Source organism: Streptomyces sp. NPDC030820, assembly GCF_055572075.1.
In genome coordinates this window covers 45,962-70,502 of the sequence record NZ_JBVIEB010000006.1, presented here as the reverse complement: position 1 = coordinate 70,502, position 24,541 = coordinate 45,962, and the positions used below count along the sequence as shown (strand labels likewise).

23 protein-coding genes and 1 pseudogene are annotated in these 24,541 nt (G+C 71.9%); 11 read left to right on the top strand and 13 right to left on the bottom strand.

From position 1 onward, the window contains the following. Positions 1–16: 16 nt before the first annotated feature. The 4 genes from ACZ418_RS17855 to ACZ418_RS17840 all read right to left on the bottom strand — a co-directional run bounded on the left by ACZ418_RS17855 (position 17) and on the right by ACZ418_RS17840 (position 4,085). Entirely contained in the window at positions 17–1,057 is a 1,041-nt protein-coding gene (locus tag ACZ418_RS17855) for an MASE1 domain-containing protein (protein WP_468363367.1), read from the bottom strand. 133 nt (positions 1,058–1,190) lie between these two features. Beyond that, entirely contained in the window at positions 1,191–2,021 is an 831-nt protein-coding gene (locus ACZ418_RS17850) for a PP2C family protein-serine/threonine phosphatase (RefSeq protein WP_468363364.1), read from the bottom strand. A 120-nt stretch (positions 2,022–2,141) separates the two neighbouring features. Next, the gene (locus ACZ418_RS17845) at positions 2,142–2,462 is read right to left on the bottom strand and encodes a hypothetical protein (protein ID WP_468363362.1); all 321 of its coding nucleotides are present in this window, start codon (positions 2,460–2,462) and stop codon (positions 2,142–2,144) included. A gap of 402 nt (positions 2,463–2,864) precedes the next feature. Further along, positions 2,865–4,085, bottom strand: coding sequence for a hypothetical protein (locus ACZ418_RS17840; protein WP_468363359.1), 1,221 nt, complete (start codon positions 4,083–4,085; stop codon positions 2,865–2,867). Between the two features lie 184 nt (positions 4,086–4,269). On the opposite strand from ACZ418_RS17840, the gene ACZ418_RS17835 reads away from it, so the two are divergent. Continuing rightward, positions 4,270–5,715, top strand: coding sequence for a glyceraldehyde-3-phosphate dehydrogenase (locus ACZ418_RS17835; RefSeq protein WP_468363357.1), 1,446 nt, complete (start codon positions 4,270–4,272; stop codon positions 5,713–5,715). 74 nt (positions 5,716–5,789) lie between these two features. Here the strand turns inward: ACZ418_RS17835 and ACZ418_RS17830 are convergent, their stop codons facing one another. From ACZ418_RS17830 to proS, 3 genes are all read right to left on the bottom strand, one after another. Further along, the gene (locus ACZ418_RS17830) at positions 5,790–7,751 is read right to left on the bottom strand and encodes a collagenase (RefSeq protein ID WP_468363354.1); all 1,962 of its coding nucleotides are present in this window, start codon (positions 7,749–7,751) and stop codon (positions 5,790–5,792) included. A gap of 148 nt (positions 7,752–7,899) precedes the next feature. Then, complete coding sequence (locus ACZ418_RS17825) at positions 7,900–8,853, bottom strand: LysR family transcriptional regulator (RefSeq protein ID WP_468363351.1); 954 nt, start codon at positions 8,851–8,853, stop codon at positions 7,900–7,902. 451 nt (positions 8,854–9,304) lie between these two features. After that, the gene (gene proS, locus ACZ418_RS17820) at positions 9,305–10,717 is read right to left on the bottom strand and encodes a proline--tRNA ligase (protein ID WP_468363348.1); all 1,413 of its coding nucleotides are present in this window, start codon (positions 10,715–10,717) and stop codon (positions 9,305–9,307) included. Between the two features lie 51 nt (positions 10,718–10,768). Here proS and ACZ418_RS17815 point away from each other — a divergent pair, with 51 nt between their 5' ends. The 3 genes from ACZ418_RS17815 to ACZ418_RS17805 all read left to right on the top strand — a co-directional run bounded on the left by ACZ418_RS17815 (position 10,769) and on the right by ACZ418_RS17805 (position 12,912). Then, the gene (locus ACZ418_RS17815; RefSeq protein WP_468363346.1) at positions 10,769–11,056 is read left to right on the top strand and encodes a hypothetical protein; all 288 of its coding nucleotides are present in this window, start codon (positions 10,769–10,771) and stop codon (positions 11,054–11,056) included. A gap of 95 nt (positions 11,057–11,151) precedes the next feature. Then, positions 11,152–11,721: a TetR/AcrR family transcriptional regulator gene (locus ACZ418_RS17810; RefSeq protein WP_468363344.1), complete on the top strand. Its 570-nt coding sequence runs from the start codon at positions 11,152–11,154 to the stop codon at positions 11,719–11,721. Positions 11,722–11,745: 24 nt separating this feature from the next. Continuing rightward, positions 11,746–12,912 carry a GDSL-type esterase/lipase family protein gene (locus ACZ418_RS17805; protein ID WP_468363342.1) on the top strand — a complete coding sequence of 389 codons (1,167 nt, stop codon included), beginning with the start codon at positions 11,746–11,748 and terminating at the stop codon, positions 12,910–12,912. A gap of 15 nt (positions 12,913–12,927) precedes the next feature. Here ACZ418_RS17805 and ACZ418_RS17800 read toward each other — a convergent pair whose 3' ends face one another. Together ACZ418_RS17800 and ACZ418_RS17795 are read right to left on the bottom strand one after the other, a co-directional pair. After that, a complete protein-coding gene (locus ACZ418_RS17800) occupies positions 12,928–13,662 on the bottom strand; it encodes a class F sortase (RefSeq protein WP_468363340.1) in 735 nt (244 codons plus the stop codon). 204 nt (positions 13,663–13,866) lie between these two features. Next, positions 13,867–13,992 (bottom strand): hypothetical protein, encoded by a 126-nt coding sequence (locus tag ACZ418_RS17795; RefSeq protein ID WP_468363338.1) that lies wholly within the window; start codon positions 13,990–13,992, stop codon positions 13,867–13,869. Positions 13,993–13,998: 6 nt separating this feature from the next. Here ACZ418_RS17795 and ACZ418_RS17790 point away from each other — a divergent pair, with 6 nt between their 5' ends. Together ACZ418_RS17790 and ACZ418_RS17785 are read left to right on the top strand one after the other, a co-directional pair. Then, positions 13,999–14,709 (top strand): hypothetical protein, encoded by a 711-nt coding sequence (locus ACZ418_RS17790; RefSeq protein ID WP_468363336.1) that lies wholly within the window; start codon positions 13,999–14,001, stop codon positions 14,707–14,709. Positions 14,710–15,049: 340 nt separating this feature from the next. Further along, positions 15,050–15,952, top strand: a complete 903-nt coding sequence (locus tag ACZ418_RS17785) for an SCO6745 family protein (RefSeq protein WP_468363334.1) — start codon at positions 15,050–15,052, stop codon at positions 15,950–15,952. A gap of 226 nt (positions 15,953–16,178) precedes the next feature. On the opposite strand, the pseudogene ACZ418_RS17780 reads toward ACZ418_RS17785, so the two are convergent. Further along, positions 16,179–16,814, bottom strand: a pseudogene (locus ACZ418_RS17780) (cyclodityrosine synthase); the annotation flags it as partial. Positions 16,815–17,062: 248 nt separating this feature from the next. Between ACZ418_RS17780 and ACZ418_RS17775 the strand changes: the two are divergent. The 4 genes from ACZ418_RS17775 to ACZ418_RS17760 all read left to right on the top strand — a co-directional run bounded on the left by ACZ418_RS17775 (position 17,063) and on the right by ACZ418_RS17760 (position 20,215). Then, a complete protein-coding gene (locus ACZ418_RS17775) occupies positions 17,063–17,905 on the top strand; it encodes a fructosamine kinase family protein (RefSeq protein ID WP_468364369.1) in 843 nt (280 codons plus the stop codon). A 180-nt stretch (positions 17,906–18,085) separates the two neighbouring features. After that, positions 18,086–18,277, top strand: a complete 192-nt coding sequence (tgmA, locus tag ACZ418_RS17770; protein WP_020938095.1) for a putative ATP-grasp-modified RiPP — start codon at positions 18,086–18,088, stop codon at positions 18,275–18,277. Between the two features lie 16 nt (positions 18,278–18,293). After that, on the top strand, positions 18,294–19,277 hold the full coding sequence (gene tgmB, locus ACZ418_RS17765; RefSeq protein WP_468363331.1) for an ATP-grasp ribosomal peptide maturase: 984 nt from the start codon (positions 18,294–18,296) through the stop codon (positions 19,275–19,277). Between the two features lie 35 nt (positions 19,278–19,312). Beyond that, complete coding sequence (locus tag ACZ418_RS17760) at positions 19,313–20,215, top strand: Gfo/Idh/MocA family protein (RefSeq protein ID WP_468363329.1); 903 nt, start codon at positions 19,313–19,315, stop codon at positions 20,213–20,215. 34 nt (positions 20,216–20,249) lie between these two features. On the opposite strand, the gene ACZ418_RS17755 is transcribed toward ACZ418_RS17760, so the two are convergent. Next, complete coding sequence (locus tag ACZ418_RS17755) at positions 20,250–21,158, bottom strand: GNAT family N-acetyltransferase (protein ID WP_468363327.1); 909 nt, start codon at positions 21,156–21,158, stop codon at positions 20,250–20,252. A gap of 263 nt (positions 21,159–21,421) precedes the next feature. On the opposite strand from ACZ418_RS17755, the gene ACZ418_RS17750 reads away from it, so the two are divergent. Further along, a complete protein-coding gene (locus tag ACZ418_RS17750; protein ID WP_468363325.1) occupies positions 21,422–22,528 on the top strand; it encodes a PP2C family protein-serine/threonine phosphatase in 1,107 nt (368 codons plus the stop codon). A gap of 27 nt (positions 22,529–22,555) precedes the next feature. Here the strand turns inward: ACZ418_RS17750 and ACZ418_RS17745 are convergent, their stop codons facing one another. Continuing rightward, the gene (locus tag ACZ418_RS17745) at positions 22,556–22,996 is read right to left on the bottom strand and encodes an Lrp/AsnC family transcriptional regulator (RefSeq protein ID WP_468363323.1); all 441 of its coding nucleotides are present in this window, start codon (positions 22,994–22,996) and stop codon (positions 22,556–22,558) included. A 37-nt stretch (positions 22,997–23,033) separates the two neighbouring features. After that, complete coding sequence (locus ACZ418_RS17740) at positions 23,034–24,383, bottom strand: transaminase (RefSeq protein ID WP_468363321.1); 1,350 nt, start codon at positions 24,381–24,383, stop codon at positions 23,034–23,036. Positions 24,384–24,541 lie beyond the last annotated feature (158 nt).

Sequence of the window (24,541 nt, the reverse complement as noted above, 5' to 3'; positions counted from 1 at the left end):
GTGACACGAACCACCGCTACGGGGGTGCGGTCGGCCGGGGCCGGCCGTCCGCGCCGTCGGCATCCCCAGGGCCCTCGGTGTCCTGCTGTGCCAGGGGCGGTGGGGCCTCACCTGCGGTGAGGTGTTCCAGGACCTCGACCAGTTCCTGGCAGGCCTTCTCCACCGAGCTGCGGGTGTTGCGCTGCTCGGTGATCAGGGCGGACAGCAGGAGCGCGGTCAGGGCCATCGCGCCGTTGAACGCCTGGAGCTTCGCCATGATCTCGATCCGGCTCAGCCCCGCGAAGGCCCCGGCACGGTCCGTCGCCGCGACCGTGGCCACCACGGACATCAGCAGCGCGCACAGCATGCTGCCCACGAGCTGGAAACGCAGGGCGGCCCAAATGAGGAGCGGGTAGACCAGGTAGAGGACGCTGATCGAGCTGTAGACGGCCACGGGCACGAGCAGGAATGTGCCGGCGGCCAGCGCGGTCGCCTCCTTCCAGCGGCCCAGGCGCGGCGGTCGGCGCGCGCCGTGCAGCAACAGCAGCAGTGGGGTGACGAGCAGCACGCCCATGGCGTCGCCCACCCACCAGGCCAGCCAGACGGGCCAGAAGCTGTGCATGTTCAGCTTGTCCATGAGGACGAGGAGGCCGACGCCAATGGTCGAGCTGACCAGCATGGCGGTCAGCCCGCCCAGGAACACCAGGGCGACGCCGTCCCTCAGCCGGCCGAGATCGGTGCGGAAGCCGGCCCGGCGCAGCAGGAGAGCCGCGCACACCGGTGCGCCGGTCTGGCCGACGAGGGTGCCGAGCACCTCGATGCGGGGCGTGGTCAGGGACATCACGGCGAACAGGGCGCCGATCGTGATGCCGGGCCAGCAGCGCAGGCCGAGGATCAGCAGGGCGGCGACGGCTACTCCGGTCGGCGGCCAGACGGGGGTGACGACGGCGCCCTCGACGGAGAGTTCGCGCAGGAGTCCGAGCCGGGCCGCGGCGTAGTAGCAGGCCGCGACGGCCAGTACCTGCACGGCGTAGCCGCCCGGCCGGCGCAGATCGTCGATACCCACCACAGCAGCCATCTCACACCGGCGGCCCCGGGTCGGCGAGGCGAGAGCCGGTGTGGTCCGGCCCTATGGCTGAATCACGGGATCCGGCGCCGACCCGCCCCGTCGGCCCCCGTTCCCCGGTACCCGCCGTGGTGTGCCGCTCCGGTCACGGATGGTTTCGGGGGCCGTCCAGGCCCACGACGAGGACGGCCGCGTCGTCCTCGTGGCCGACGCTTTCGGCGCCTTTGATCACGGCGGCAGCCAGGGCGTGGGCCTCCAGACCGGCGATGGCGGCGATGCCGGCGAGGCGGACCACCTGTTCGAGGCCGTCCTCCATCTTCAGCGAGGGGCCCTCCACCACGCCGTCGGTGAGCAGCACGAAGACGCCGCCCGTGGTGAGCCGGTGCCGGCTCACCGGAAACTCCATGCCCTTGTCGATGCCGAGCGGCGGCCCGCCCTCGTCGTCGACGACGCCGGACTTGCCGTCCGCCGTGGCCCACACGAACGGGATGTGGCCGGCGCGTGCGCTCTCCAGCACTCCGCTGGCCAGGTCGAGGCGCATGAAGGTGCAGGTGGCGAACAGCTCGCTGCCCAGCGCCAGCAGTAGGTCGTTGGTGCGGGCGAGGAGTTCGCCCGGCTCGCCCGTCACGGAGGCGAGGGCGCGGAGCCCGGCCCGCACCTGGCCCATGAACGCGGCGGCCTCGATGTTGTGCCCCTGGACGTCGCCGATGGCCAGTCCGATCCGCCCGTCGGGCAGGGCGAACGCGTCGTACCAGTCGCCGCCCACGTTCAGACCGAAGTTGGCCGGCGTGTAGCGGACGGCTAGGTGCAGGCCCGGTGCGGTGGGCAGGTCACGGGGGAGCATGCCGCGCTGCAGGGCGATGGCCAGCTCCACCTGGGTGCGCTGCAGCTCCGCGCGCTCCCGTGCCTGGGCGGTGAGCGAGCCGAGTCTGGCCAGCAGCTCATCGCCGTCGTCCGTGGAGCGCTTGCGGGGCATCGATCACTTCCGGCGGGGCGGTGGCCGTCCTTGACCAGCCGCCTGACTTTTCGGCAAACGTCTAGATTTTACCTATATCGGATGATCTCGCCCTGTCAGCGGCCGCGGTACGGCTCCCCGTCAGCGCACCTCGGAGTCGATCCCGGTGACCACAGCGGGCCCCAGCGGTGCGCTCCGCTCGTCCAGGCCCGCGTCCCGGAGAGCGGAGCCGGCGAGCCGGCGAGCCTCCTGTTCGGCGTGCGGGCCGGTGTCCGCCTCGACGGTCAGCCGGAGGGTGAAGGTGTTGTCCTCGTTGACTCGGAGCACGTCCAGGCCCTCGGCGCTGCCCATCCGGGTGCCGTGCGGATCGGCGGGACTGAGCGCCTTGGCCAGGCGGGTCCGGGTGTCCGTCCCGATGTCCGCGGTGAAGGTGCCGGGGACGCTGATCACGTAGGTCGTCATGACGGTCCTTTCCTCGGGCGTCCCCCCGCCTACCCCAATTCACGGCCTTCGCACAACCCCGCTCTTCCCCATGATCGCGGGAGCCCCGCCGACGGCGTTGCTCGGCCCGCGCCGGCGCAGGCGGTGCCGCGGCCCCGGCTGCTGGTGACGCTGCGCCCCGACTCACTCGTGAACGGCGCCACTTTCTGCACCCTTACCCACCTCTCACCGCTGGTCACGGACGTGACCGGGCCGGTGCCGGACGGGTGCCGGGGGTGCGACCGCTGCCGGTTCCGGCGGCGGGCGGGGGCCGCGGTGCTCACCGGCCGCCTGCTGCTCACCGGCCGCCCGCCGCCGGCCCTGGCCGCCGGGGAACGCCATGTCAGCGAGAGCGGCAGCCGGCGTGAGGAGCAGGTGGTTGGCTCACAGCGGGGAGTGGGCCACGACCGTCACAAAGGCACCGAACAGCAGAGACGTGACGGTGAGGCCGCCATAGACGACCACGGCGTGGGCCGGCCGGACCCGCCAGGTCCGGGTCAGCGCCCGGGCCATGGGGATGAGCAACGGGAAGGCGGGCAGCAGGAACCGCGGCTTGGAGGAGAAGGAGCCGGAGCCGCCGACCACGAGCAGGACCAGTACCCCGGCGAAGACCACCAGGGCCAGCGGGGCGCGTTCCAGACACAGCAGCGCGAACAGCAGCACACCGGCCGCGACGATCACCAGGGCGGCCGGATAGACGGCGCCACCGCCGTGCAGCAGCAGGGCTTTCAGGAAGCGCGCCGAACCGACACCGAAGTCGAAGCGCGAGTCCCAGGCGCTCTGCACCTTGAAGTAGCCGCCGAGCAGGTCTCCCGTCTGGCTGCCCACCCACAGCACATACCCGAGCCAGCCCAGCGGGGCGAGCATGGCACCGGCCCACACGCTCGCCGGGGCCCGGCCGCGCTGCCGCACGACCTCGTACGCGGCCGCGATGCAGACGGCCCCCGCCACCGCGAAGCCGCTCGGCCGGGACAGGCCCGCCAGCGCGGCCAGTGCGCCGGCCCACAGCCAGCGGCCCTTGAGCACGCAGTACAGGGACCAGACGGCGAGGGCGGCGAACAGCGACTCGGTGTAGGCGATGGTCAGTTCGACGGAGTGCGGCATCACGGCCCACAGGGCGACCAGCGCGGTGGCGACCCCGCGCCCGTAGAGGAGGTGGCCGATGACGTACACGCCGTACGCCGCCACGCCCGCGGCGATCCAGGAGATGAGCAGGGCGGCCTGGCCGGGGGTGAACGGCAGGACCGTGGTCAGTGCCCTGATCAGCCCCGGGTACAGCGGGAAGAACGCCCAGTCGCTCTGGACGGCGCCCTGCGGGGTGATCCAGATCTTGTGGCCGTAGCCCTGGGCGGCGATGTGCAGATACCAGCGGGAGTCCCAGGAGTGGGCGAGGCTCTTGACGAGCGGATGCCCCCGGACGGCGTTGGTGATGATCACCAGGAGGATCCCTGCGAGCCGGACGGCCGCGAACAGGGCGAGGGCCGGGAGCGCCCCCTCGGGGATTCCACGCCGGGCGATCCAGGGCAGGGTCGGAGGGCGCAGGGGCCGGGACGGGGAAGGGGTCGGGGCGGCCGACTCGGGACGCGGTACTGAGGAGGTGCTCACTCTCTTGACCTTGGGCACGCCAGGTAAGACGGGCAATCCACGACTCGGGTTTCTTACGCACTTCCACCCTGATTCAGGAATTGGTCAAGGAATGGGTGCAAATCCCTTACTCCGCCACCCCCGGAAGGAGCACTTGAGAGGTGTGGTTACCATATGAGCGCTCCCTAGCTCGAAAGATGGATCCGTGACTGTCAACGACGACTCGTTCACCAACTGGAAGATCCGCGAGGAGATCGCGGAGTCGATGATCCCGCTCATCGGGAAGCTGCACCGCGAGCGGGACGTGACCGTCCTGCTGCACAGCCGCTCCTTGGTGAACAAGTCGGTGGTCAGCATCCTCAAGACGCACCGCTTCGCCCGGCAGATCGACGGCGAGGAGCTGTCGGTCACCGAGACCATGCCGTTCCTGGAGGCCCTGACCGCCCTCGACCTCGGGCCCTCTCAGATCGACCTCGGCATGCTCGCCACGATGTACAAGGCCGACGAGCGTGGTCTGAGTGTCGAGCAGTTCACCGCCGAGGCCGTCGCCGGTGCCACCGGTGCCAACAAGATCGAGCGCCGTGAGCCGCGCGACGTCGTCCTGTACGGCTTCGGCCGCATCGGCCGGCTCGTCGCCCGCCTGCTGATCGAGAAGTCCGGCTCCGGAAACGGCCTGCGCCTGCGCGCCATCGTGGTGCGCGGCGGCGGCGCCGAGGACATCGTCAAGCGCGCCTCGCTGCTGCGCCGCGACTCCATCCACGGCCAGTTCCAGGGCACGATCACCGTGGACGAGGCCACCAGCACGATCGTGGCCAACGGCAACGAGATCAAGGTGATCTACGCCGACGACCCGTCGCACGTGGACTACACCGAGTACGGCATCCGGGACGCCATCCTCATCGACAACACCGGCAAGTGGCGCGACCGCGAGGGCCTGTCCAAGCACCTGCGCCCCGGCATCGAGAAGGTCGTGCTGACCGCGCCGGGCAAGGGCGACGTCCCGAACATCGTGCACGGCGTCAACCACGACACCATCAAGCCGGACGAGCAGATCCTGTCCTGCGCCTCCTGCACCACCAACGCGATCGTCCCGCCGCTGAAGGCGATGGACGACGAGTACGGCGTGCTGCGCGGTCACGTGGAGACTGTCCACTCGTTCACCAACGACCAGAACCTGCTGGACAACTACCACAAGTCCGAGCGCCGTGGCCGCTCCGCTCCGCTCAACATGGTGATCACCGAGACCGGTGCCGCCTCCGCGGTCGCCAAGGCGCTGCCGGACCTGAAGGCGAAGATCAGCGGCAGCTCGATCCGCGTCCCCGTGCCGGACGTGTCGATCGCGATCCTCAACCTGCAGCTGGCCCGCGAGACCACCCGCGAGGAGGTCCACGACTACCTGCGCGAGGTGTCGCTGACCTCGCCGCTCAAGCGCCAGATCGACTTCATCACGGCGCCCGACGCGGTCTCCAGCGACTTCATCGGCTCGCGCCACGCCTCGATCGTGGACGCCGGCGCCCTCAAGGTAGACGGCGACAACGCGATCCTCTACCTCTGGTACGACAACGAGTTCGGCTACTCCTGCCAGGTGGTCCGGGTCGTCCAGCACGTGTCGGGCGTGGAGTACCCGACGTACCCGGCGACGGCGGTCTGATCCGTTTCGTCGATACGCGTACGGCCGCCGACCGGGGTTTCCGGTCGGCGGCCGCCTCGCTGGGGCGCGTGCGGTCAGGCCTTGGCGGGCCTGGCGCAGGCGCCCGCGGCACACGCGGTGAGCCACTGGTCGAAGTCGGCGTCGTAGCGGGTGCCGATGCCGTCGTGGTAGACGGCGTATCCGCCGGCGTAGTCACCGACGCGGAAGCGGGCGAGCATGCGCTGGAGGTCGTCAGGGTGCTTCTCGGCCATGTAGCGCACGGCCAGATAGCCCCACGGGTAGGTGCGGATCACGTCGCTGTTGTCGTACGTGCTCTGCCACAGGGTGCTCAGCTTGTACGTGTGCTTGCCGGCCTCCTGGGTGGCCTGGTCGTCGGCGAGACCCCGGTAGCTGTAGGAGACGTACTCGGCCAGGCCCTCGATCCACCAGATGTCCGGCACCGAGATCTGCTGGTCGAAGGCGCCCTTCATGTCGTCGCGGCCGTCGAGGAAGTGCGTGTACTCGTGGTTGAGGTTCCAGATCCGGGCCGTGAAGCCGTCGTCGTAGTTCTTCTGGTACATGATCGACGTGACGTGGTTGGCCGGGTCGGACGGGTCGCCGTCCAGGGTCATGCCGCCGTTGTCGGTGCTGATGCCGTAGATCGGGCCGGCGTAGGTCTGGTAGTCGGCGCGGCCGGCGAAGACCACGAGCTGGATGGTCGACACGTACTGGCCGGGTATCGCTCCGTCGGCCTTCACCACACCACGGAAGTAGGCGCTCTGGTTCAGCACACTGGCGCAGGCGGCGTCGAGGTCGGCGGCGGTCAGCGACTGGGCGAGGATGCTGACGTTCGCGTCGCAGTGGCGGCTGACCGGCAGGACGGCCCTGGTGAGTTTGCCGGGCAGGTCGCAGACGTCGTAGTAGGCGCAGTTGGCGCTGTCATAAGCGTTCGCCTGCGTGGCCACGGCGACCCAGAGCCCGGCCGTGGGGCCGGTCATCGCGGTTTCCTCCAGCAGGTCCTTGGTCAACGGGCGGACCAAGTCCTGCAGTTCGGGGTGCTCGACGTAACGCGCCAGGTTCATCCCGGCGTTGGAGTCCAGGAACGCCCGGTCGGTGCCGAGCAGGTCGGTGTTGGCGAGCGCGAAGTCGTCCAGGGTGTCGATGATGCCCGGGTCGGCCTCGACCGCCTTGACGTAGTCGGGGTTCCAGTTGCCGCGCCACAGCGGGGTGTAGACGTCGTTGACGGCCCTGACCATGCTGTCGACGGAGTCGTACGAGCTGTCGTAGTCGTTCAGCAGCCGCCGGTACACGGAGAGATAGCGGCCCTGCTGGTCGGCGCTGTCGGTGAGGATGACGCTCTCGCCGAGGATGTCGCCGTTGACCGCCGTGACATCACGCGAGTGCGACCGGGCGAAGAAGGCGTCCAGGCCCGCCGTGACGGCCGTGGTGAGGCGGGTGGTGTACGCGCCCACGTCCGCGGAGTGGTTGAACTGCACGTAGTAACCGGCCCGCAGGAACAGGACCAGCTGCTCCAGACCGCCCGAGTTGTCGCCGCGGTACAGCTTGGCCGTGCGGGTGTACGCGGCCGCCACGCTGAGCATCTGGGTCTGGCGGAAGACGTCGTGCGCGTCCTTGCCGGTCACCGAGAAGAGGGTGTTGACGCAGTCCGTGGACGAGGCCTTCACGAAGGACACGAGGGCGGAGCCGGTACGGCTGCCGAAGTCGGCCGGGGTGCAGGAGGCCGCCTTGGCCGGCCTTCGGGCCGGGTGGGCCGAGAGGGGCTGCAGAGGCGGGAGTTCGGCCGGGCTGAGCCGCCGGGACTGGCTCGCGGGACGCTCGGTGACGGGGGTGGTCGCACCGGTCGGCGACGGCGTGGGCACATGCTTTCGGGGCGCGGTGGCGGCAGCGGTGTGCGGCTGCTGCGGGGCCGCCATCGCGGGCGTGGACAGCAGTCCGGCCACGACGACACAGACGACCGCGGCACCGGCCGTGCGCGCGGCCGTGCGAGGGCGGCTGCGGCCGGGCATGCGTCTGGGCAGCGCGAAGCGATAGCGCATCTGGATTCCTCCACGAAGGGATGCGCCTCTGTGGGGTGTTGAGGCGTGTGAGGCACTGTCTCAGCGGGCCACCTGGCCCAACAATGCCGTGTGACATAGCACATGACACTGCGCACGCATAACATCGAGGTGCGTCTTTGACCTGCCGCTACGCTCCGGTGACGCTCCAGGTGCGCGAGGCCCAGGCCCGCAGATGGGGTGCCTGGGCGACGAGGTCGCGATAGGCGGCGGTCGCGGACTGGGACAGTGCCTCCACGGCCTCTTCGGTGACGGAGTCGGGCCGCCAGACCAGCACATAGCGGCACCACAGCGGGGAACCGGCCAACGGCTTGACCACGACATGCGGGATGGGCCGCAGCGTCGGCTGTACGAGGGACACCCCCAGGCCGTCGGCGATCATGCTCTGCAGCTGGGTCTGGTCGCCTAGGAACTCATGCACGGTGACCGGCGTGAAACCGGCCGCCGCACAGGCGTCGTAGAACACCCCGGGCCAGCCGGCGCCGTCGTCCGGGGTCACGAACCACGCGTCCTCGGCCAGATCGGCGAGCTGGACCTGGGCGCACTGCCGCAGCCGGTGCCGGGAGGGCAGGGCGACGAACGTCGGCTCGGTGACGATCCCGCGGTGCCGCACCGTGCTGGAGTGGCGCAGCTCCATGCCCGGATAATCGGCGGCGATGGCCGCGTCCACCGCGCCCTCCTCCAGCAGCTCGACGATCCGCGAGGAGGCGTAGACGCTCGTGACGGCGAGGGACACCTCCGGCAGCCGGGTACGGACGCGGGAGATCGTGCCGGACAGCATGGGCGAGTTGGTCGCCGCCACGCGCAGGGTACGGCGGGCTCGCGCGGCTGCCGGGCGGTGGCCGATGGCGTCGGCGCGGGTCAGCACGTCACGGGCCTGGGCGACCACTTCCGCGCCGTAGCGGGTGGGCCGTACTCCGCTCGTGCCGCGCTCGAAGAGCGGCTCGCCGAGGTGGCGCTCGATGCGCCGCAGCTGGGTGCTCACGGCGGGCTGCGAGTAGCCGAGCTGTGCCGCGGCGCGACCCACACTGCCGGCGTCGGCGATCGCGCACAGCACCCGCAGGTGCCGCAGCTCCAGCTCCATCGCTCCACTCCCCGTTTCGGTCCCCGGCCGGCCCGTGCTCACAGCCCTCGCCGGCCGTGGTCGCGACCGGCGGACCGAAGCGTCGCACTGTGCCGCGCCAGGCACAAGTCGCAGGTCCGCCGACCTGGGCCTGCCGGGTTGCAGAGCCGGTCCGGGCCGGACGACCGCGCCGCGGTGGGCTCGGCCACGAGCCGGGCTCGCATCGGCCGGGGCGCGCGGGGCCACTGAGAGCGGGGTGGTGGTCGCGGGCCGCACGGCGTCGCCCCGAGGGCAGAGCCACGCGGCCGCCGGCTGGAACAACTCCGCGAACGCGGAACGGCATCCTGACGCACCACCTACCGCCAGCTCGTCTCGCACTGACGCCCTGCCGGGCTGGGATGACCTGTGGTGGGGCCTCCCAGCAGCCAGGTGCGGCTTGGCGGCCGGTATGGGGAGAGAGCGCCCGCGCCGGTCAGTACGCCCGCGCCACCACCGCCACGTTCCCCGGCTGGTCCTCGCTCTCCGGCACCGAACCGTCGGCCGCGACCAGGCACCGCACGGAGACGCCCCGCTCGGCGAGCCGGGCCTCGCCCTCCGGGCCCAGCGTGGCCCAGGGGATGCGGGCCCAGCCGGTGGCGGCGGCCTCCGCGGCCTCCTCGACGGTGGTCACCTCGACCGTGCGGTCCTCGCGGTGCCGACGGGACTGCTCCAGCAGCAGCGCCTGATCGTCCTCCAGCGCCTCGGGCAGGAGCGCGGACAGCGCCTCGGTCGCGGCCGGCTCCTTGGTGCCCGGGATCCGGCGGACCAGCATGGCAGTGCCGTGCTCCAGGTCGCGGGGCCCCACCTCGATCCGTACGGGCACGCCCTTCAGCTCCCAGTCGACGGCACGTCGGCCGTAGGGCACGTCCGTGCGGTCGTCGACGTGGACGCGCACTCCCGCCTGCCTGAGCCGGTCGCCGATCGCGCGGACCGCGGCCAGCACCTCCTCGTCGCCCTTGACGGCGAGGACGACCGCCTGGACCGGGGCCAGGCGGGGCGGGACACGCAGCCCGTCGTCGTCGCCGTGTGTCATCACCAGCGCCCCGATCATGCGGGTGGTGGAGCCCCAGGAGGTCTGCCAGACATACTCCTGCCGGCCGTCCTGCGTCACGAACTGCGTGCGGAAGGCCCTGGCGAAGTTCTGGCCCAGCTCATGGCTGGTGACCATCTGAAGGGCCTTGCCGTCGCCCATCATGCTCTCCAGCGTGAGGGTGTTGAGCGCGCCGGCGAACCGCTCACGGGCCGTCTTGCGTCCGGAGACGAAGTCCATGGCGAGGACGCCGCGCAGGAACGCGCCGTAGACCTCGCTCTGGACGCGTGCCGCGAAGGCGCGGGCCTCCTCGTACGTGGCGTGCGCGGTGTGGCCCTCCTGCCACAGGAACTCGGTCGTGCGCAGGAACAGACGCGGGCGCAATTCCCAGCGCACCACGTTGGCCCACTGGTTGATCAGCAGGGGCAGATCGCGGTAGCTCTGCACCCACTCGGCGAAGTACTCGTTGACGATCGTCTCGGAGGTGGGGCGGACCACGACGGGCTCCTCCAGCTCCTTGCCGCCCGCATGGGTGACGACCGCGAGCTCGGGCGCGAAGCCCTCGACGTGCTCGGCCTCCCTCGTCAGATACGACTCCGGGATGAGCAGCGGGAAGTACGCGTTCTGGGTGCCGGTCGCCTTGATCCGGGCGTCCATCTCCTGCTGCATCCGCTCCCACAGGCCGTACCCGTACGGTCGGATGACCATGGTGCCGCGCACCGGGCCGTTGTCGGCCAGCTCCGCCTTGGTGATCAGGTCCTGGTACCAGCGCGGAAAGTCGTCCGCCCGGGGTGTGAGAACGGGTGCCTTTGCCATGCCGGGGAGAGTAGGTCCCGGTTCATGCCGTCTGCGAGTCAATTTCGGCCCGTGCCGAGCCTGTCCCCCGGCACCGACGTGTCCCTCGCCCGGCTGGACCACCTGCGGGAGCACGCCACGATGTGGCGGGTCTGCGACGACCTGTGGGACCGGTGGGAGGACGTCGAGGCCCAGTTCGCCCGGATGGCGCGCTGGGCGGCCTGGCAGGGCGAGGGCGGCTGGGCGGACGCCGACATGCTGCCGCTCGGCCGCATGGGCATCCGGGCCGAACGCGGCGAGGACCGGCTCTCCCGGCTCACCCGGCCCGAGCAGATCATCCGCGAGTCCACGGCTCGCTGATCGCTTTCGGCCTCCCCCCTGGCTACAGCGCGCCTCCATTTGCCTAAATGTTTTAGGCAATTCCATAATCAGTTATGGCAGGAGGGAGACAGCTCATGGTTCGCGCTGGTCTGACGACCGAGCGCCTGGTCCGTGCGGGTGCGGAACTCGCCGACGAGGTCGGCTTCGACCAGGTGACCGTGTCGGCGCTGGCCCGGCGGTTCGACGTCAAGGTCGCGAGTCTGTACTCGCACCTGAAGAACTCCAAGGACCTGAAGACGCGCATCGCGCTGCTCGCCCTGGAGGAGCTGGCCGACCGCGCCGCCGACGCGCTCGCCGGCCGGTCCGGCAAGGACGCCCTCGCCGCCTTCGCCGATGTGTACCGCGACTACGCCCGCCGGCACCCCGGCCGCTACGCGGCGGCCCGGCACCCGCTGGACCCCGAGACGGCCGCCGCGAGCGCCGGCCCCCGGCACGCGCAGCTGACCCGGGCGATCCTGCGCGGCTACGACCTCGCCGAACCCGACCAGACCCACGCGGTCCGCCTCCTCGGCAGTGTCTTCCACGGCTACGTCAGCCTGGAGACGGCCGGCGGATTCAGCCACAGCGCCCCCGACTCCCAGGAGTCGTGGACCCGGATCCTGGACGCCCTCGATTCCCTGCTGCGCAACTGGCCCACCCCCTGACCCCTGGAAACGCAGGCCGACACCATGCACACCACCCCGCTCACCCCAGAACTCGTGCGCGGCGCCCTCGATCTGGAACGCACTGCCAGCGGACTGCTGCCGCACCGGCTGCCGGCCCGCGCCCGCGCCCAGTGCGCCGACCCTCAGCTGGCCATGGCGGAGTCCCAGCCCTCCGGTGTACGGCTGGTCTTCCGCACCCGCGCGACCACCGTCGAGCTGGACACCCTGCCGACCAAACGGGTCTACGTCGGCGCACCGCCGCGCCCGGACGGCGTGTACGACCTGCTCGTCGACGGACGTCCGGCCGGCAGCGGCCGGGTCGCCGGCGGCCACACGCTCACCATCGACATGACCACCGGTACGGCCGAGCACCGGCCGGGCCCGGTCGGCACCGTGCGCTTCTCCGGACTGCCCGGCACCGTCAAGGTCGTGGAGATCTGGCTGCCGCACAACGAGACGACCGAACTCGTCGCCCTGCGCACCGACGCGCCCGTGCAGGCCGTACCGCACCAGGGCCGCAAGGTGTGGCTGCACCACGGCAGTTCCATCAGCCACGGCTCGGACGCCGCGAGCCCGACCACCACCTGGCCGGCGCTTTCCGCGTCCCTCGGCGGGGCCGAGCTGATCAATCTCGGGCTGGGCGGCGGCGCCCTGCTGGACCCGTTCACCGCTCGGGCACTGCGCGACACCCCGGCCGACCTGATCAGCGTCAAGCTCGGCATCAACGTGGTCAACACCGATCTGATGCGGCTGCGTGCGTTCGGTCCCGCCGTCCACGGCTTCCTCGACACCGTCCGCGACGGGCACCCCGACACGCCGCTGCTCGTCGTCTCGCCGATCCTGTGCCCCATCCATGAGGACACGCCGGGCCCCAGCCTCCCGGACTTCTCCGCGCTGAGTGAGGGAAAGCTGCGGTTCCGGGCCGCCGGGGACCCGGCGGAGAAGGCGAGCGGAAAACTCACCCTGGAAGTCATCCGGGAGGAGCTGGCCCGGATCGTGCGCGAGCGCTCGGCCGAGGACCCGCGGCTGCACCACCTCGACGGCCGTGAGCTGTACGGCGAGTCCGACTTCGGCGAACTGCCGCTGCCCGACGGCCTCCACCCGGACGCCGCCGCGCACCGCCGGATCGGCGAGCGGTTCGCGGCGCTGGCGTTCGGGCCGGGCGGCCCCTTCGCACACGGCGTCGCCTGATCCGTAAAGGCCGGCTCACACCAGGTGGGCGAAGACCACGAGGTTGTCCTTGTAGTCCTTCGCCTGGTGGTCGTACTCCCCCGCACAGGTGATCAGCCGCACCTCGGGGCGCTGGGCGTCGCCGTAGACCCGCTTGCTGGGGAAGTCGTCCTTGGCGAACGTCTCCTGGTCGTCCACCACGAACTCGGCGTCGCGTCCGTCGGCGCGCTCCACGGTGAAGTGGTCGCCACGCTTCAGCTCGTTCAGGTGGGCGAAGACGGCCGCGGAGGTCTTCGTGTCGACGTGCCCGGCGATGATCGCGGTGCCCTTCTCGCCGGGCGAGGCGCCCTCGGCGTACCACCCGACGAGGTTGGTGTCGCCTGCCGGCGGCGGGTTGAGCTGCCCCGAGGCGCCGATGGTCAGGGTGGTGAAGGGGGCGTTCACGGAGATCTTCGGGATGAGCAGACGAGTCGGTGCGGACCTGGGCAGCTCCGGGCCGGCCTGCTGTGGCTCGGTCTGACGTGGGTCGGCCTGCTGCGGATCGGCCTGCTGCGGATCGGCCTGCTGCGGGCCGGCCGGGGCGGCGACGCCCGCGCCCCCGGCATGGGACGCCTGCAGGGAGCCGTCCGAGGTGTGGTGGCCGCCGAACACGCTGACGGCGAGGAGGACGATCGCCACGCCGCACAGCGTCAGCCGCCGCCCGCCTCGGCCGGAACTCCGCCCGTCCGCCTGCGGTCTCGCGGAGGTCGGGGAGGAGGGATCTGCTGCCATCGGACACCACCTCACTCGGGCACGGCAGCACGGGGATCTGGACAAGGGCGCCGGAACATTTCCCGGCGCGCGGGGAGAGACGTACCGAGGCGCCTGCGCAAGGGGACGGTGTCCGCACAGACGGGGGGCAAGGCCTGCGGGTGCGGGCCGCCGACGCGGTGGGCGCGCCGGCGGCGGCCGCAGCCTCTGGGGGGAGTCGTTCGGTCAGGACGCCTGCTGGCCGGCCTTCTTGCGACGCAGCAGGTACATACCGCCCGCGCCCACGGCCAGCACGGCCAGGCCGCCCGCGGTGACGCCCGGAGTGGCGAGCGCGCCGCCGCCGGTGTGCATGCCACCGTGCGGCCTGCCGCCGTCACGGCCACCGTCCCAGCCGCCGCCGTCACGACCGCCGTCCCAGCCGCCGCCGTCACGACCGCCGTCCCAGCCGCCGCCGTCACGACCGCCGCCGTCACGACCGCCATACCCGCCGTCGTCGCCACCCGAGCCCCAGTCGTCACCGCGCACCGCGGCGAGCGCACCGCCACCGGTGTGGACACCGCCATGCGGCTCACGGTGTCCGCGGCCGTCGTCGTGGCCGCCTCGACCGTGGTCGTCGCCCCGGCCGTTGTCGTCGTCACGCCCATGGTCGTCATCGTTCCCATGGTCGTCGCCGCGGCCGTGGTCCTCGCCCCGACCATGGTCGTCATCGTCGCCACGGTCGTCGCCTCGGTCGTCACCCCGCACGGCGGTCAGCGCTCCGCCACCCGTGTGGATCCCGCCGCGCGGCTCCTCGTGTCCGCGTCCCCTGTCGTGGTTCTCGCCGTGATCATTCTCGCGGCCGTGGTCGTCGTCGGAACCGCGGTCGTGGTCCCGGCTGTAGGACGCGTCGTCGCGGCCTCCGTCGTCACCCGCGGGAACGGCGAAGGCGGCACCGGGCGCGCCGAAGGTCAGTGCGGCGGTGGCTGCCGCCGTGGCCAGAAGCATGCGGGCAGAACGCATATCGATGTCCTTCCGTCGTGGCCGGGCAGCGGATCCCTCATCAGCTGGATGGACCCGGCCTCGACATGAACCACCGTCAGCGAACGCGCAACCTCCCACCATCCGAGCCACCCAGCCGGGTCACCGTGCCACCCGTCTGTCCCAGTGATTCCGCGTCCGCGGTCCGCCACCCGGGCGAATCACCCGGCGTGTCGCGCCGCTCCCACTCGGTCCAGCGCCCGCGCCCCGCCCTCGCCCACCCCGGCTGCCCGCCGGGCGGGCCCCCACACGGCCTGAATACGACACCCGAGCGGCATCGCGCGCAGGCCCGACGGCCTGATCCGGTACGCCGACAGGACCGTGCTCGGGAGGCCCCGCCCCCTCTTGTTATGACCGCCGTCATACCGCAGTCTGGTGCCGGCAGCACGACATGTCGACGCGGTGGGAGGAAGCGGTGGCGGACGCGATGGCGCGGGCCCTGTGGGAGCGGTACGAACCGGTGCACGATCTCGTGTACTTCGCACCGGAGGCGCACCGGGCGGCGGACGCGCTCGGGATGCGCGGATTCTGGATGGGGTACTTCGCGCTGCGGGCCGCGCCGCTCGGTGCGGTCCCCCCGTCCGTCGTGACGAGTTGTTTCTACGTCTTCCATCCCGCCCGGGTGGCCCGGGCCCTGCCGGACGCCTGGACGTACACGACGCCGGCCGATGTGCTGGCCGCCCGTCAGGACGCCCTGGACGCGGCGATGACCGGCCTGTTCGGAGCGGACACGGTCGGCTCTGCCGAGTTCACCGAGGCTGCCGACCTCGCCTGGGAGGCCGCCGCGGCGGCGGACACCACGGGGCGGGTGCTGGCCGCGGCCAACCAGGCACTGGACCGCCCGGAACGCCCCACCGCGCGGCTGTGGCAGGGCCTGACGACCCTGCGGGAGCACCGGGGCGACTCGCATGTCGCGGTGCTGGTGAGTCAGGGACTCGGGCCGGTCGAGGCCATGGTGCTCAAGACGGCCGCCGGCGAATCCGACGGAGCGTTCCTGCGGGAGACGCGCAAGTGGGAGCACGCGGACTGGGATGCGGCCGGGGCACGCCTGCGGGAACAGGGCCTGCTCGAAGCCGACGGGTCGCTCAGTCCGGCCGGCGCGGCCGTGCGCGCGGAGGTCGAGGCGCTGACGGACGCGGCGGCCGAACGGCCCTGGACCGCCCTCGGCACCGACCGCACCTCACGCCTGGCCGACCTGCTGGATCCGCTGGCCCACATGGTCGAGACCTCGGGCCTGCTGCCACCGGGCAACCCGGTGGGCCTGACCCGGGGCACACACCCGGCCGGCCACTGACAGAGCCCCGGACCGCCCGTCGGGGATCGCCGAGATGCGCGCACCGGGTCGCCCGCCGCCCGTCCTCCCGGTCGAGCCGGTCCGCGATGGCCCAGGGCGGTGCGGAACCCATCCGGTCGACGACCACGCCCTGGCTGGTCCCCCCAGGGATTGCGCCCCAGGCTGTCCCAACGACCACCGCCCGCTCCCGGCCCGGCCACCCGGCGACCGCATGCCGACCGGCCCGCCAGGGACTGCCTTCGGGGCCGCATCCGGAGTACAACAGCTCGGCCATCGGCAGCAGTTGGTGGTAGCAGTTGAGCGAGGAGGGCACCTTGAGGATGGCGGGGGTGTCCAGGAACAGCGGCGCCTCGGCGCACACGTACTCCAGACACACCGCCCGCCGTGCCTCGGTCGGTGTCTCGCCACATGCACTGACGAAACGATTCACCAGGGCGTCGCAGACGGCCCGGAAGGCTCCGTCGGAAGCCACGCGCGCCGAGAGCTGCCGGTGGATGTCCCGGTAGGCGGGGTTGGTGCGGAACTCGGACATCGGGTGCCAGTCCATCCGCAGCCCCTCCGGGTCGGCCGCCGACACCGCGTCACGGACCTTGGCGCGCACACCGCGCAGGTTCTTCACCGCCTTGCGCCGGGCCTCGTCCGGTGGATAGCCGGATGCCTCGTACATCTCGGCGACGTACAGGTCGGTGTAGACGAAGGCGACCTTGTCGAAGTGGTCCAGTCCCCAGCGGGCGAGGTCGTGCAGGCGGCGGGCGGAGAAATAGCTGTTGCCCGGCGACACGCCGATCACGGCGTGCGCGCCCTCGCCCAGGATGACCTCGCAGTGAGAGGTGTACGGCTGGACTTCGAAGACGTCGGCCATCAGCACGGATGCTGTGGTCAAAGGGGAAATCCTCCGCCGCGCGCTAGTCCCGGCGGGGCCCAGTGCCCCTGGTGTGGCGACGCGGCGCCCTCACGCTAGCGGTACCGAATCAGCACGGGTAGTGACCGCCTGGGTTTGTCCGAAAACAGTCGTAGCAATGGTCGAAGTCGCCTGCGGGAGCCCTCTGTTGCGGGCCGTACGCTGGGGCCGTGGTCAACCGAGACGAGGATCGTGAGGATCCGGGACAGGTGGCGTCCCGGCTCACCGGACGCCCGGCCACCGGCGCACGGGCGGCCTCCGGATCGCCGGCCGAGGTGACGCTGGACGACGGCACGACGGTGATGGTCAAACGGGGTGACGCACCCGGAGCCGTACGCGCGGAGGTGGCGGGGCTGCGCTGGCTGGCCGAGGCGCGCGCCGTCCGGGTGCCGGCAGTACTCGGCCACGACCACCGCTGGATGGTGACGGAGCGGGTGCCGACCGGGCGGCCCGACGCCGATGCGGCGCATCATTTCGGCCAGGCCCTGGCCGCCCTGCACGCCGCCGGTGCCTCGGATTTCGGAGCTCCGCCGCCCGGCGGCCCCGAGGACGCGTTCATCGGCCTCGCCCCCATGCGCAACGCGCCGGGCGGCGACTGGCCCGGCTGGTACGCCGAGCACCGGGTGCTGCCGTATGTGCGCGGCGCGGTCGACCGTGGCACGCTCCGCCCGGGCGAGACGGCCGTGTTCGAGCGCGTCTGCGCGCGTCTGCCGGATCTGGCCGGGCCGGCCGAGCCGCCCGCGCGCCTGCACGGGGACCTGTGGAACGGGAACGTGCTGTGGGGCGCCGACGGCGAGGTCCGGCTCATCGACCCGGCCGCACACGGCGGACACCGCGAGACGGACCTGGCGATGCTCCAGCTCTTCGGCTGCCCCCACCTGGACCGGGTGCTCGCGGGGTACGAGGAGACGGCACCGCTCGCGCCCGGCTGGCGCGACCGGGTGGGCGTGCACCAGTTGTTCCCACTGCTGGTCCACGCCGTGCTGTTCGGGCGCGGGTACGCGGAACAGGCTTTGACGGTGGCGCAGCGCGCACTGTCGCTCGCGGGGTGACCGCTCCCTTTCCCTCGCGGAAGCGCAACGTCCTGGGCTTCTCCGGCGTCATCGGGCATACAGGCACGCCGTTCTGCGGTGCCCGTCGGCACCCCCTCCGACCCATGGTTACTCAGCGTGAGGAAACCAATCACCCGTTCGATTCGTATAAGGACGTGAAAGCCGAATCAGGGAGAGACCATGCAACCGTTCACGCTCAACTACGCGCGCCCCGCTGTGCAGTTGGACGTCACCACTCCGTACGCGTACGACTCCGGACTGCAGTTGAACGTCCTCCCGGACGGGCGGATCGCCGCCACCGACCACGCGACCCTGAGAGCACTGGGGACCACGACCTCGACGGCCGGTTCCAAGACGCACTTCGACGACTGAACGCGGGCCTTGGAAGATGACCGTGCTCATCCTGACCAGTGAAGAGGACGTGACGGCGGACATGGTGGTCCTCCGGCTGGGCGAGGCCGGTGTGCCCGTCGTCCGGCTCGACCCCGCCGATCTGACCAACGGGGTGGCGCTGTCGGGCGAGTACGTGCGGGGCGCCTGCCGTGGACATCTGTCCGTCGGCGGGCGCCTGGTGAGCATGGGCGGCCTGCGCTCCGTCTGGGTGCGCAGGCCCGGCGACGCCGCCGCCCGCGCCGCCCAGCCGTCCGCCTGGCTGACGGAGGAGTCGTCGCAGGCGCTGTACGGCATGCTGCGCACGACCGACGCCCGCTGGATGAACCACCCGGACGCGGCCCGCCGCGCCCGCCACAAGCCCTGGCAGCTGCATCTCGCCCAGGGCAGCGGCCTCGCCGTACCGGCCACGCTGATCACCACGTTCCCGCAGGCGGCCAGGGAGTTCGCGGAGCGCTTCCCGGATCTGGTGGTCAAGCCGGTGTCCGGCGCGCATCCACAGGAGCCGCCGCGTGCGGTGCCGACCAGCCGGGTCGCACCGGACACCGACTTCTCGGCGGTGGCCTTCGGTCCGACGCTGCTGCAGCGGCGGATCCCCAAACGGGCCGACATCCGGCTCACCGTCGTCGGCGACACGCTGCTGGCCGCGCGCAAGCCCGCCGACCCGGACGCCCACCCGGACGACGTGGACGTGCGTTTCGCCCCGTCGGTCTCTCCCTGGCTGCCCTCGGACGTACCTCCGCGCGTCGCCGAGGGCGTACGGCGGTACATGAGGGGCGCGGAACTGGCTTACGGCGCATTCGACTTCGCCGAGGACGCCGACGGGATCTGGTGGTTCCTGGAGTGCAACCAGTCGGGTCAGTTCGGGTTCGTCGAGATGGACACAGGTCAGCCCATCGCCGCCACGATCGCCAAGTGGCTTGCCGAGGGCCGGGATCCGGACGGCAGGTGTGCGGGGGGCGACCGGAGCGCAGGCTCTTGAAGGTGCGGGGATCGGCTCGGAGAAGGGAACGCCATATGCGTATCGGACTGCTGGGGACAGGCCCATGGGCCCAGGCGGCGTACGCCCCCGCTCTCGCCGGGCATCCCGGCGTGGAGTTCGCCGGGGTGTGGGGCCGCCGGCCGGAGGCCGCCACGGCGCTGGCCGAGCAGTACGACGTCCCCGCGTACGACGACGTGGACGCGCTGCTGGCCGGCGTGGACGCCGTCGCCGTGGCCCTGCCGCCGTCGGTGCAGGCCGAGTTGGCGGTGCGCGCGGCGAGGGCGGGCCGTCATCTGCTGCTGGACAAACCGCTCGCGGTGTCGGTGGCCGAGGGGCGGGCCGTCGTGGCCGCGGTCGAGCGGGCCGGGGTCGCCTCGGTGGTGTTCTTCACCGCGCGCTTCCAGAAGGAGCCGGACGCCTGGATCGAGGAACAGGCGGCCGTGGCGGGCTGGTTCACTGCCCGCGCGCAGTGGCTGGGGGCCGTCTTCACCTCCGAAAGCCCGTTCGCGGCGTCGCCGTGGCGGCGGGAGAAGGGCGCGCTGTGGGACGTCGGCCCGCACGCCCTGTCGGTGCTGCTGCCGGTCCTCGGCGACGTACGGCAGGTCGTGGCGGCGGCGCACGGTCCGGCGGACACCGTGCATCTGGTCCTCGACCATGCCACCGGCGCGTCGAGCACGCTCACGCTGAGCCTGACGGCGCCGCCGGCGGCGGCCGGGGCCGATGTGGAACTGAGGGGCGAGGCGGGCGTGGCGCTCATGCCGGGGAGTTCCGAAGGTGCGATCCCCGCGCTCTCCCGCGCCACCGACGCCCTGCTCACGGCCGCCCGCACGGGCCGCCCCCATGCCTGCGACGCCGCGTTCGGCCTCCGCGTCACCGAGATCCTGGCGACAGCGCAGGCCCACCTGACGGACGGCAGCGACCTGGGCCCGACCGACTGAGAGGGGACCGGGGCCGACGGACGTGCGCCGTCGGTCACCCGGCACTGACAACGCCATCGGCCCAGAAGTTGATGCGCTCGCGTACTACGGGATAGCCGGCCCTGGTGAAGTGTGCGGCCATGGGGAAGTTGGTCCGGTCGGTGGCGGCGGCGATGAAGTCCGCGCCCTGGGCCGCCAGAAAGTGGGTGCACTCGGCGAGCAGGTCGTAGGCGTAGCCGTGGCCCCGTTGTTCCGGCACGACGCCGATGAAGCCGACGCAGGGCCCGGACGGATTGCGCGCGGGGATGTGGATGCCGGCCGGCTCGCCCTCGGGGGTGCGGGCGATCTGCCACCAGGCACGCGGGGACGGAAACCAGTGGAAGAGGTCCAGTTCCTGCTGCGCGGCCAGGTCCGGGCCGCCCTGTGCGACGGCCCGGCGGGCGTGGGCGTCGAGGGTGACCGAGTGGATGCGGCGCAGCAGGTCGTGGAACACGGCGTCGTCCGGCTCGGCGGCGAAGACGAGGCGGCCGGGCCGCTCGGGCAGGCCCCGGTCCGGGGTCCAGCGGTACAGGAAGCGCTCCACCAGTGGTGCATATCCGGCCGCGCGTACGGCGGCGGCCCGGATGTCGACGGCGGCGCGCAGTCCCGGGTCGTCACGCCAGCCGGAGGGCAGGTCGAGTTCGAGTTCCTCGGTCTGCCAGGGTGCCGTCCGCAGGAGTTCCGTTCCGGCCTCCTCCTCGCCCTCGGCCACGTCCAACCAGTTGATCACCAGCGGCTCGGGGTCCTCGGGACGGCCCCACCAGGCTGCCCGGGCCACGGTGCGGCCGTCGCGGACGGCGATGCGCTGCCAGTCGGGGCGGTAGCGGGTGTTGCGGTGCTTGTCGCAGAACGCCAGCGGGTCGGACATGGTGTCGAACAGGTGCGCGGTGCTCTCGTCGAGCCCACGGATGACCAGAGTGGTCACGGATTCCTCCGGGAAGCGTGCCGCGGTGCGGCGGCGGGGATGCGCTCCCGGTCAGGCGTGGCACACCCGGGTGACGGGGAGGTGGGAGCGCAGGATGACAGTGCCCATGACGCTCGCCTCCTTCCGTCCGTCTCGGGCGTGCCCGCACAGGCTATGCGGGCCGCGCACGGGGCGTCCATCGCTTTTCGCCGACCGCGCCGGGGCGAGGGGCCGGTGCCCTCCAGCGGGAGGCCCGGGTGCGCAGGGCGGCGTAGCTTGGGGATGTGAGGTCGGTGCGCGGCGGGTCGTCGCATCAGGACCGGGAGGATCGCGGCTGGTTGCGGGGCGCGCCGCCGCCGTGGTGGGTACGGGTGCTGCCCGTGGTCCTGCTCGCGGCCGTCACGGCGGCCACGCTGATCACTCCGGACGCGCGGGACGCCGGTTTCCTGCTGGGAGCGATTCCGCCGCTGGCGGTCCTGTCGTACGGCCCGCTGGCGACCGCGGTCCTCGGTCTCGGGGTGGTCGTGGTGCTGAACGTGCCGGCCACGCATCTGAACCGCCCCGGCAACACCGATCTGCTCACCATCGTGTTCGTGGCCGCGCTGAGTGTGTTCGTGTCCTATGTGCGCAGTCGCCGGGACGCCCAGCTGGACACGGAGCGGGCGATCGGTGAGGCCGTGCAGCGGGCCGTGATGCCACTGCTGCCGGAGCGGGTCGGGAATGTGGGCTGCGCGGGCTTCTACCGGGCCGCGCAGGACGGGACGCTGGTGGGCGGTGACTTCTTCGACGTACGGGACGGGCCGTACGGTGTGCGTGCGGTGATGGGAGATGTGCAGGGGCACGGGCTGTCGGCGGTCGCGACGGTGGTGTCGCTGCTGGGCGCGTTCCGGGAGGCGGTGCTGGACGAGCCGGCCCTGGAGTCGGTCGCCGTGCGGATGGACCGCAGGCTGGCGGTGGACTCGGCGAGCGTGCGGCACGCGGAGCTGTTCGCCACGGGAGTGCTGCTGGAGTTCTCCCCCGACGGGACAGCGGTGCGGGTGGTGACCTGCGGTCATCCGGTGCCCGTGCTGCTGCACGGGGGGCGCGCCCTGGAGGTGACGGTCGTGCCGGGACCGCCGCTGGGGATCGGGCTGGTCGGGGCCGATCCGCCGAAGGAGGTCACCATGACGCTCGGGCCGGGCGACCGGCTCTTCCTGGCCTCCGACGGGGTGTGGGAGGCGCGGGACGCCGACGGCACCTTCTATCCGCTGCCCGCGCGGCTGACCGCCCTGAACGGCACGGAGTCCGCCGAGCTGCCCGGCGCGGTGTGGACGGACCTCCTGCGGCAGGGCTACGAGGTCCGGGACGACGTCACCATGCTGGTGCTGGCGCCCGCACCACCGCCCGCCTGACCGCCATGCCGGTCAGCCCACGTCCCCTCAGCCCACGTCCCACAGGAAGCGGTGGGTGTGGATGCCGAAGTACGGGAAGGACTGGATCTCGCGGACGCCTTCCAGGGGGCGTACCACGTCGTTGACGAAGTCCAGCAGGGCCTTCGGGCTGGGGGCGACCACCTCGGCGAACAGATCGAATCCGCCCGAGGTCAGCACCGAGTAGACGACCTCCGGGCGTTCGGCGAGGGCGTCGGCGACTGCGCGGGGGTCACCGTCGACGCCGATGCCGAGCAGGGCCATGGCCTGTCCGCCCATGGCCATCGGGTCGGTGACCCCGACCACCTGGACGGTCTTGGAGTCCAGCAGGCGCTGCAACCGCTGCCGCGCCGCCGAGGCGGACAGGCCGACCTTCGGGCCGAGGTCGGCGTAGGCGATACGGCCGTCGGTCTGCAGCTCGCGCAGGATGGCCCGGTCGATCTCGTCCACGCTTGTCCTTTCGTGTCTCTGCGGTCGCCCCGGTGCGTCAGGCGACCAGCTCGGCGAGGGCGGCGGCGAAGACCTCGGTGTGGGTGTCGACGTCCTGCTCGGTGGTGTCCGGGCACATGAGCGCCATGTTGTGGAACGGGGTCAGCAGGATGCCCCGGTTGGCGAGGTAGAGGTGCAGGAAGTCCTCCAGCTCCGGGTCGGAGACGGCCGCGGACTCGGTGCCGGTGCGCGGCGCCGGGCTGGTGAAACGGTACTCGGTGCGGGCGCCGAGCCGGCTCACGGACCACGGCAGCCGGTGCGCCTCGATGCCCGCCCGGACACCCGCCTCGAAGCGCTCGGAGAGCTTGCTCATCCGGTCGAACGCCTCGTCGGTGAGGACGTGTTCGAGAGTGGCCCGCATCGCGGCGACCGACAGCGCGTTGCCGGCGAGGGTGCCGCCGACGCCGCCCATGTCGACGAGGTCCAGGTCGGTGCGGGCCAGCAGCCGCTCGGCGAGTTCGGCGGACAGCCCGTAGGCTCCGGCCGGGATGCCGCCGCCGATGGCCTTGCCGATGGTCAGCAGGTCGGGCTCCAGGTCCCAGGCAGCCGTGCAGCCGCCGGGTCCTGCGGAGAAGGTGTGGGTCTCGTCGTTGATGAGCAGGCTGCCGTACCGCCGGGTCAGCTCGCGGACGCCGGCGAGATAGCCCGGCTCGGGCAGGACGATGCCGATGTTGGTGAGGGCGGGCTCCATCAGGACGGCGGCGACGTCACCGTGGGCGAGTTCGCGCTCCAGGCCGGCGAGGTCGTTGAACTCGGCCACCCGGCTGGTCAGGGTCACCTCGCAGGGGGCGCCGACGTTGCCGGGGCGGGCGGTGCCCGTGCCGTCCGGACCGACGACGATCAGCGACTCGTCGACGCTGCCGTGGTAGCAGTAGCTGTTCACGAGGATCTTCGGGCGTCCCGTGACGGCCCGGGCGAGCCGGATCGCCCAGCGGTTGGCGTCGGTCGCGGTGAGCGAGAAGCTCCAGCGTGCCAGGCCGAACCGGCGGGTCAGCTCGGCGCCGACCCACTCCGCGTCCTGCGTCGGCAGCATCGCCGTGGCCCCGCCCAGCTCGGCGAACCGCCGCTGCACGGCCTCGGTGACCGGGGCGGGCGAGTGGCCGGCCATCGCACCGGTGTCGCCGAGGCAGAAGTCGATGTACTCGTGGCCGTCCACATCGGTGACCCGGGCGCCGCGCGCACCGGCCAGATAGCGGGGAAAGGCACCGGCCGTCTTGTTCATCCAGGTCATCGGCACCCGGCCGAAGAGGTGGTCGGCCCCCGCATAGGCCGCGCGGGAGTGCGGGCCCAGGCGCTCGGCCTCGGCGCTCTCGCGGGCCAGGAGGGTGTGCAGACGCGTGCGGTCCATGGAGTACCTCGCTGGAGAGGGTGACGGATGCCGTGACTCTACGGCTGAAACATCTGTCCCTTCAACAATTCACGATTGATTCGCTTGTCGGCACGCTCGAATCGAGCGCAGGCCCAAACGCCAGGGTTCGCCACCCCTTCCGCCACGTAGAAATACCT

Bases quoted from the DNA above. Each gene is read 5' to 3' on its own strand.
- ACZ418_RS17830 (WP_468363354.1), bottom strand. From the start codon at position 7,751: ATGCGCTATCGCTTCGCGCTGCCCAGACGCATGCCCGGCCGCAGCCGC.
- ACZ418_RS17800 (WP_468363340.1), bottom strand. From the start codon at position 13,662: ATGGCAGCAGATCCCTCCTCCCCGACCTCCGCGAGACCGCAGGCGGAC.
- ACZ418_RS17740 (WP_468363321.1), bottom strand. From the start codon at position 24,383: ATGGACCGCACGCGTCTGCACACCCTCCTGGCCCGCGAGAGCGCCGAG.
- ACZ418_RS17855 (WP_468363367.1), bottom strand. From the start codon at position 1,057: ATGGCTGCTGTGGTGGGTATCGACGATCTGCGCCGGCCGGGCGGCTAC.
- ACZ418_RS17825 (WP_468363351.1), bottom strand. From the start codon at position 8,853: ATGGAGCTGGAGCTGCGGCACCTGCGGGTGCTGTGCGCGATCGCCGAC.
- ACZ418_RS17785 (WP_468363334.1), top strand. From the start codon at position 15,050: ATGTCGACGCGGTGGGAGGAAGCGGTGGCGGACGCGATGGCGCGGGCC.
- ACZ418_RS17845 (WP_468363362.1), bottom strand. From the start codon at position 2,462: ATGACGACCTACGTGATCAGCGTCCCCGGCACCTTCACCGCGGACATC.
- ACZ418_RS17850 (WP_468363364.1), bottom strand. From the start codon at position 2,021: ATGCCCCGCAAGCGCTCCACGGACGACGGCGATGAGCTGCTGGCCAGA.
- ACZ418_RS17805 (WP_468363342.1), top strand. From the start codon at position 11,746: ATGCACACCACCCCGCTCACCCCAGAACTCGTGCGCGGCGCCCTCGAT.
- tgmB (WP_468363331.1), top strand. From the start codon at position 18,294: ATGACCGTGCTCATCCTGACCAGTGAAGAGGACGTGACGGCGGACATG.
- proS (WP_468363348.1), bottom strand. From the start codon at position 10,717: ATGGCAAAGGCACCCGTTCTCACACCCCGGGCGGACGACTTTCCGCGC.
- ACZ418_RS17810 (WP_468363344.1), top strand. From the start codon at position 11,152: ATGGTTCGCGCTGGTCTGACGACCGAGCGCCTGGTCCGTGCGGGTGCG.
- tgmA (WP_020938095.1), top strand. From the start codon at position 18,086: ATGCAACCGTTCACGCTCAACTACGCGCGCCCCGCTGTGCAGTTGGAC.
- ACZ418_RS17760 (WP_468363329.1), top strand. From the start codon at position 19,313: ATGCGTATCGGACTGCTGGGGACAGGCCCATGGGCCCAGGCGGCGTAC.
- ACZ418_RS17795 (WP_468363338.1), bottom strand. From the start codon at position 13,992: ATGCACACCGGCGGCGGCGCGCTCGCCACTCCGGGCGTCACCGCGGGC.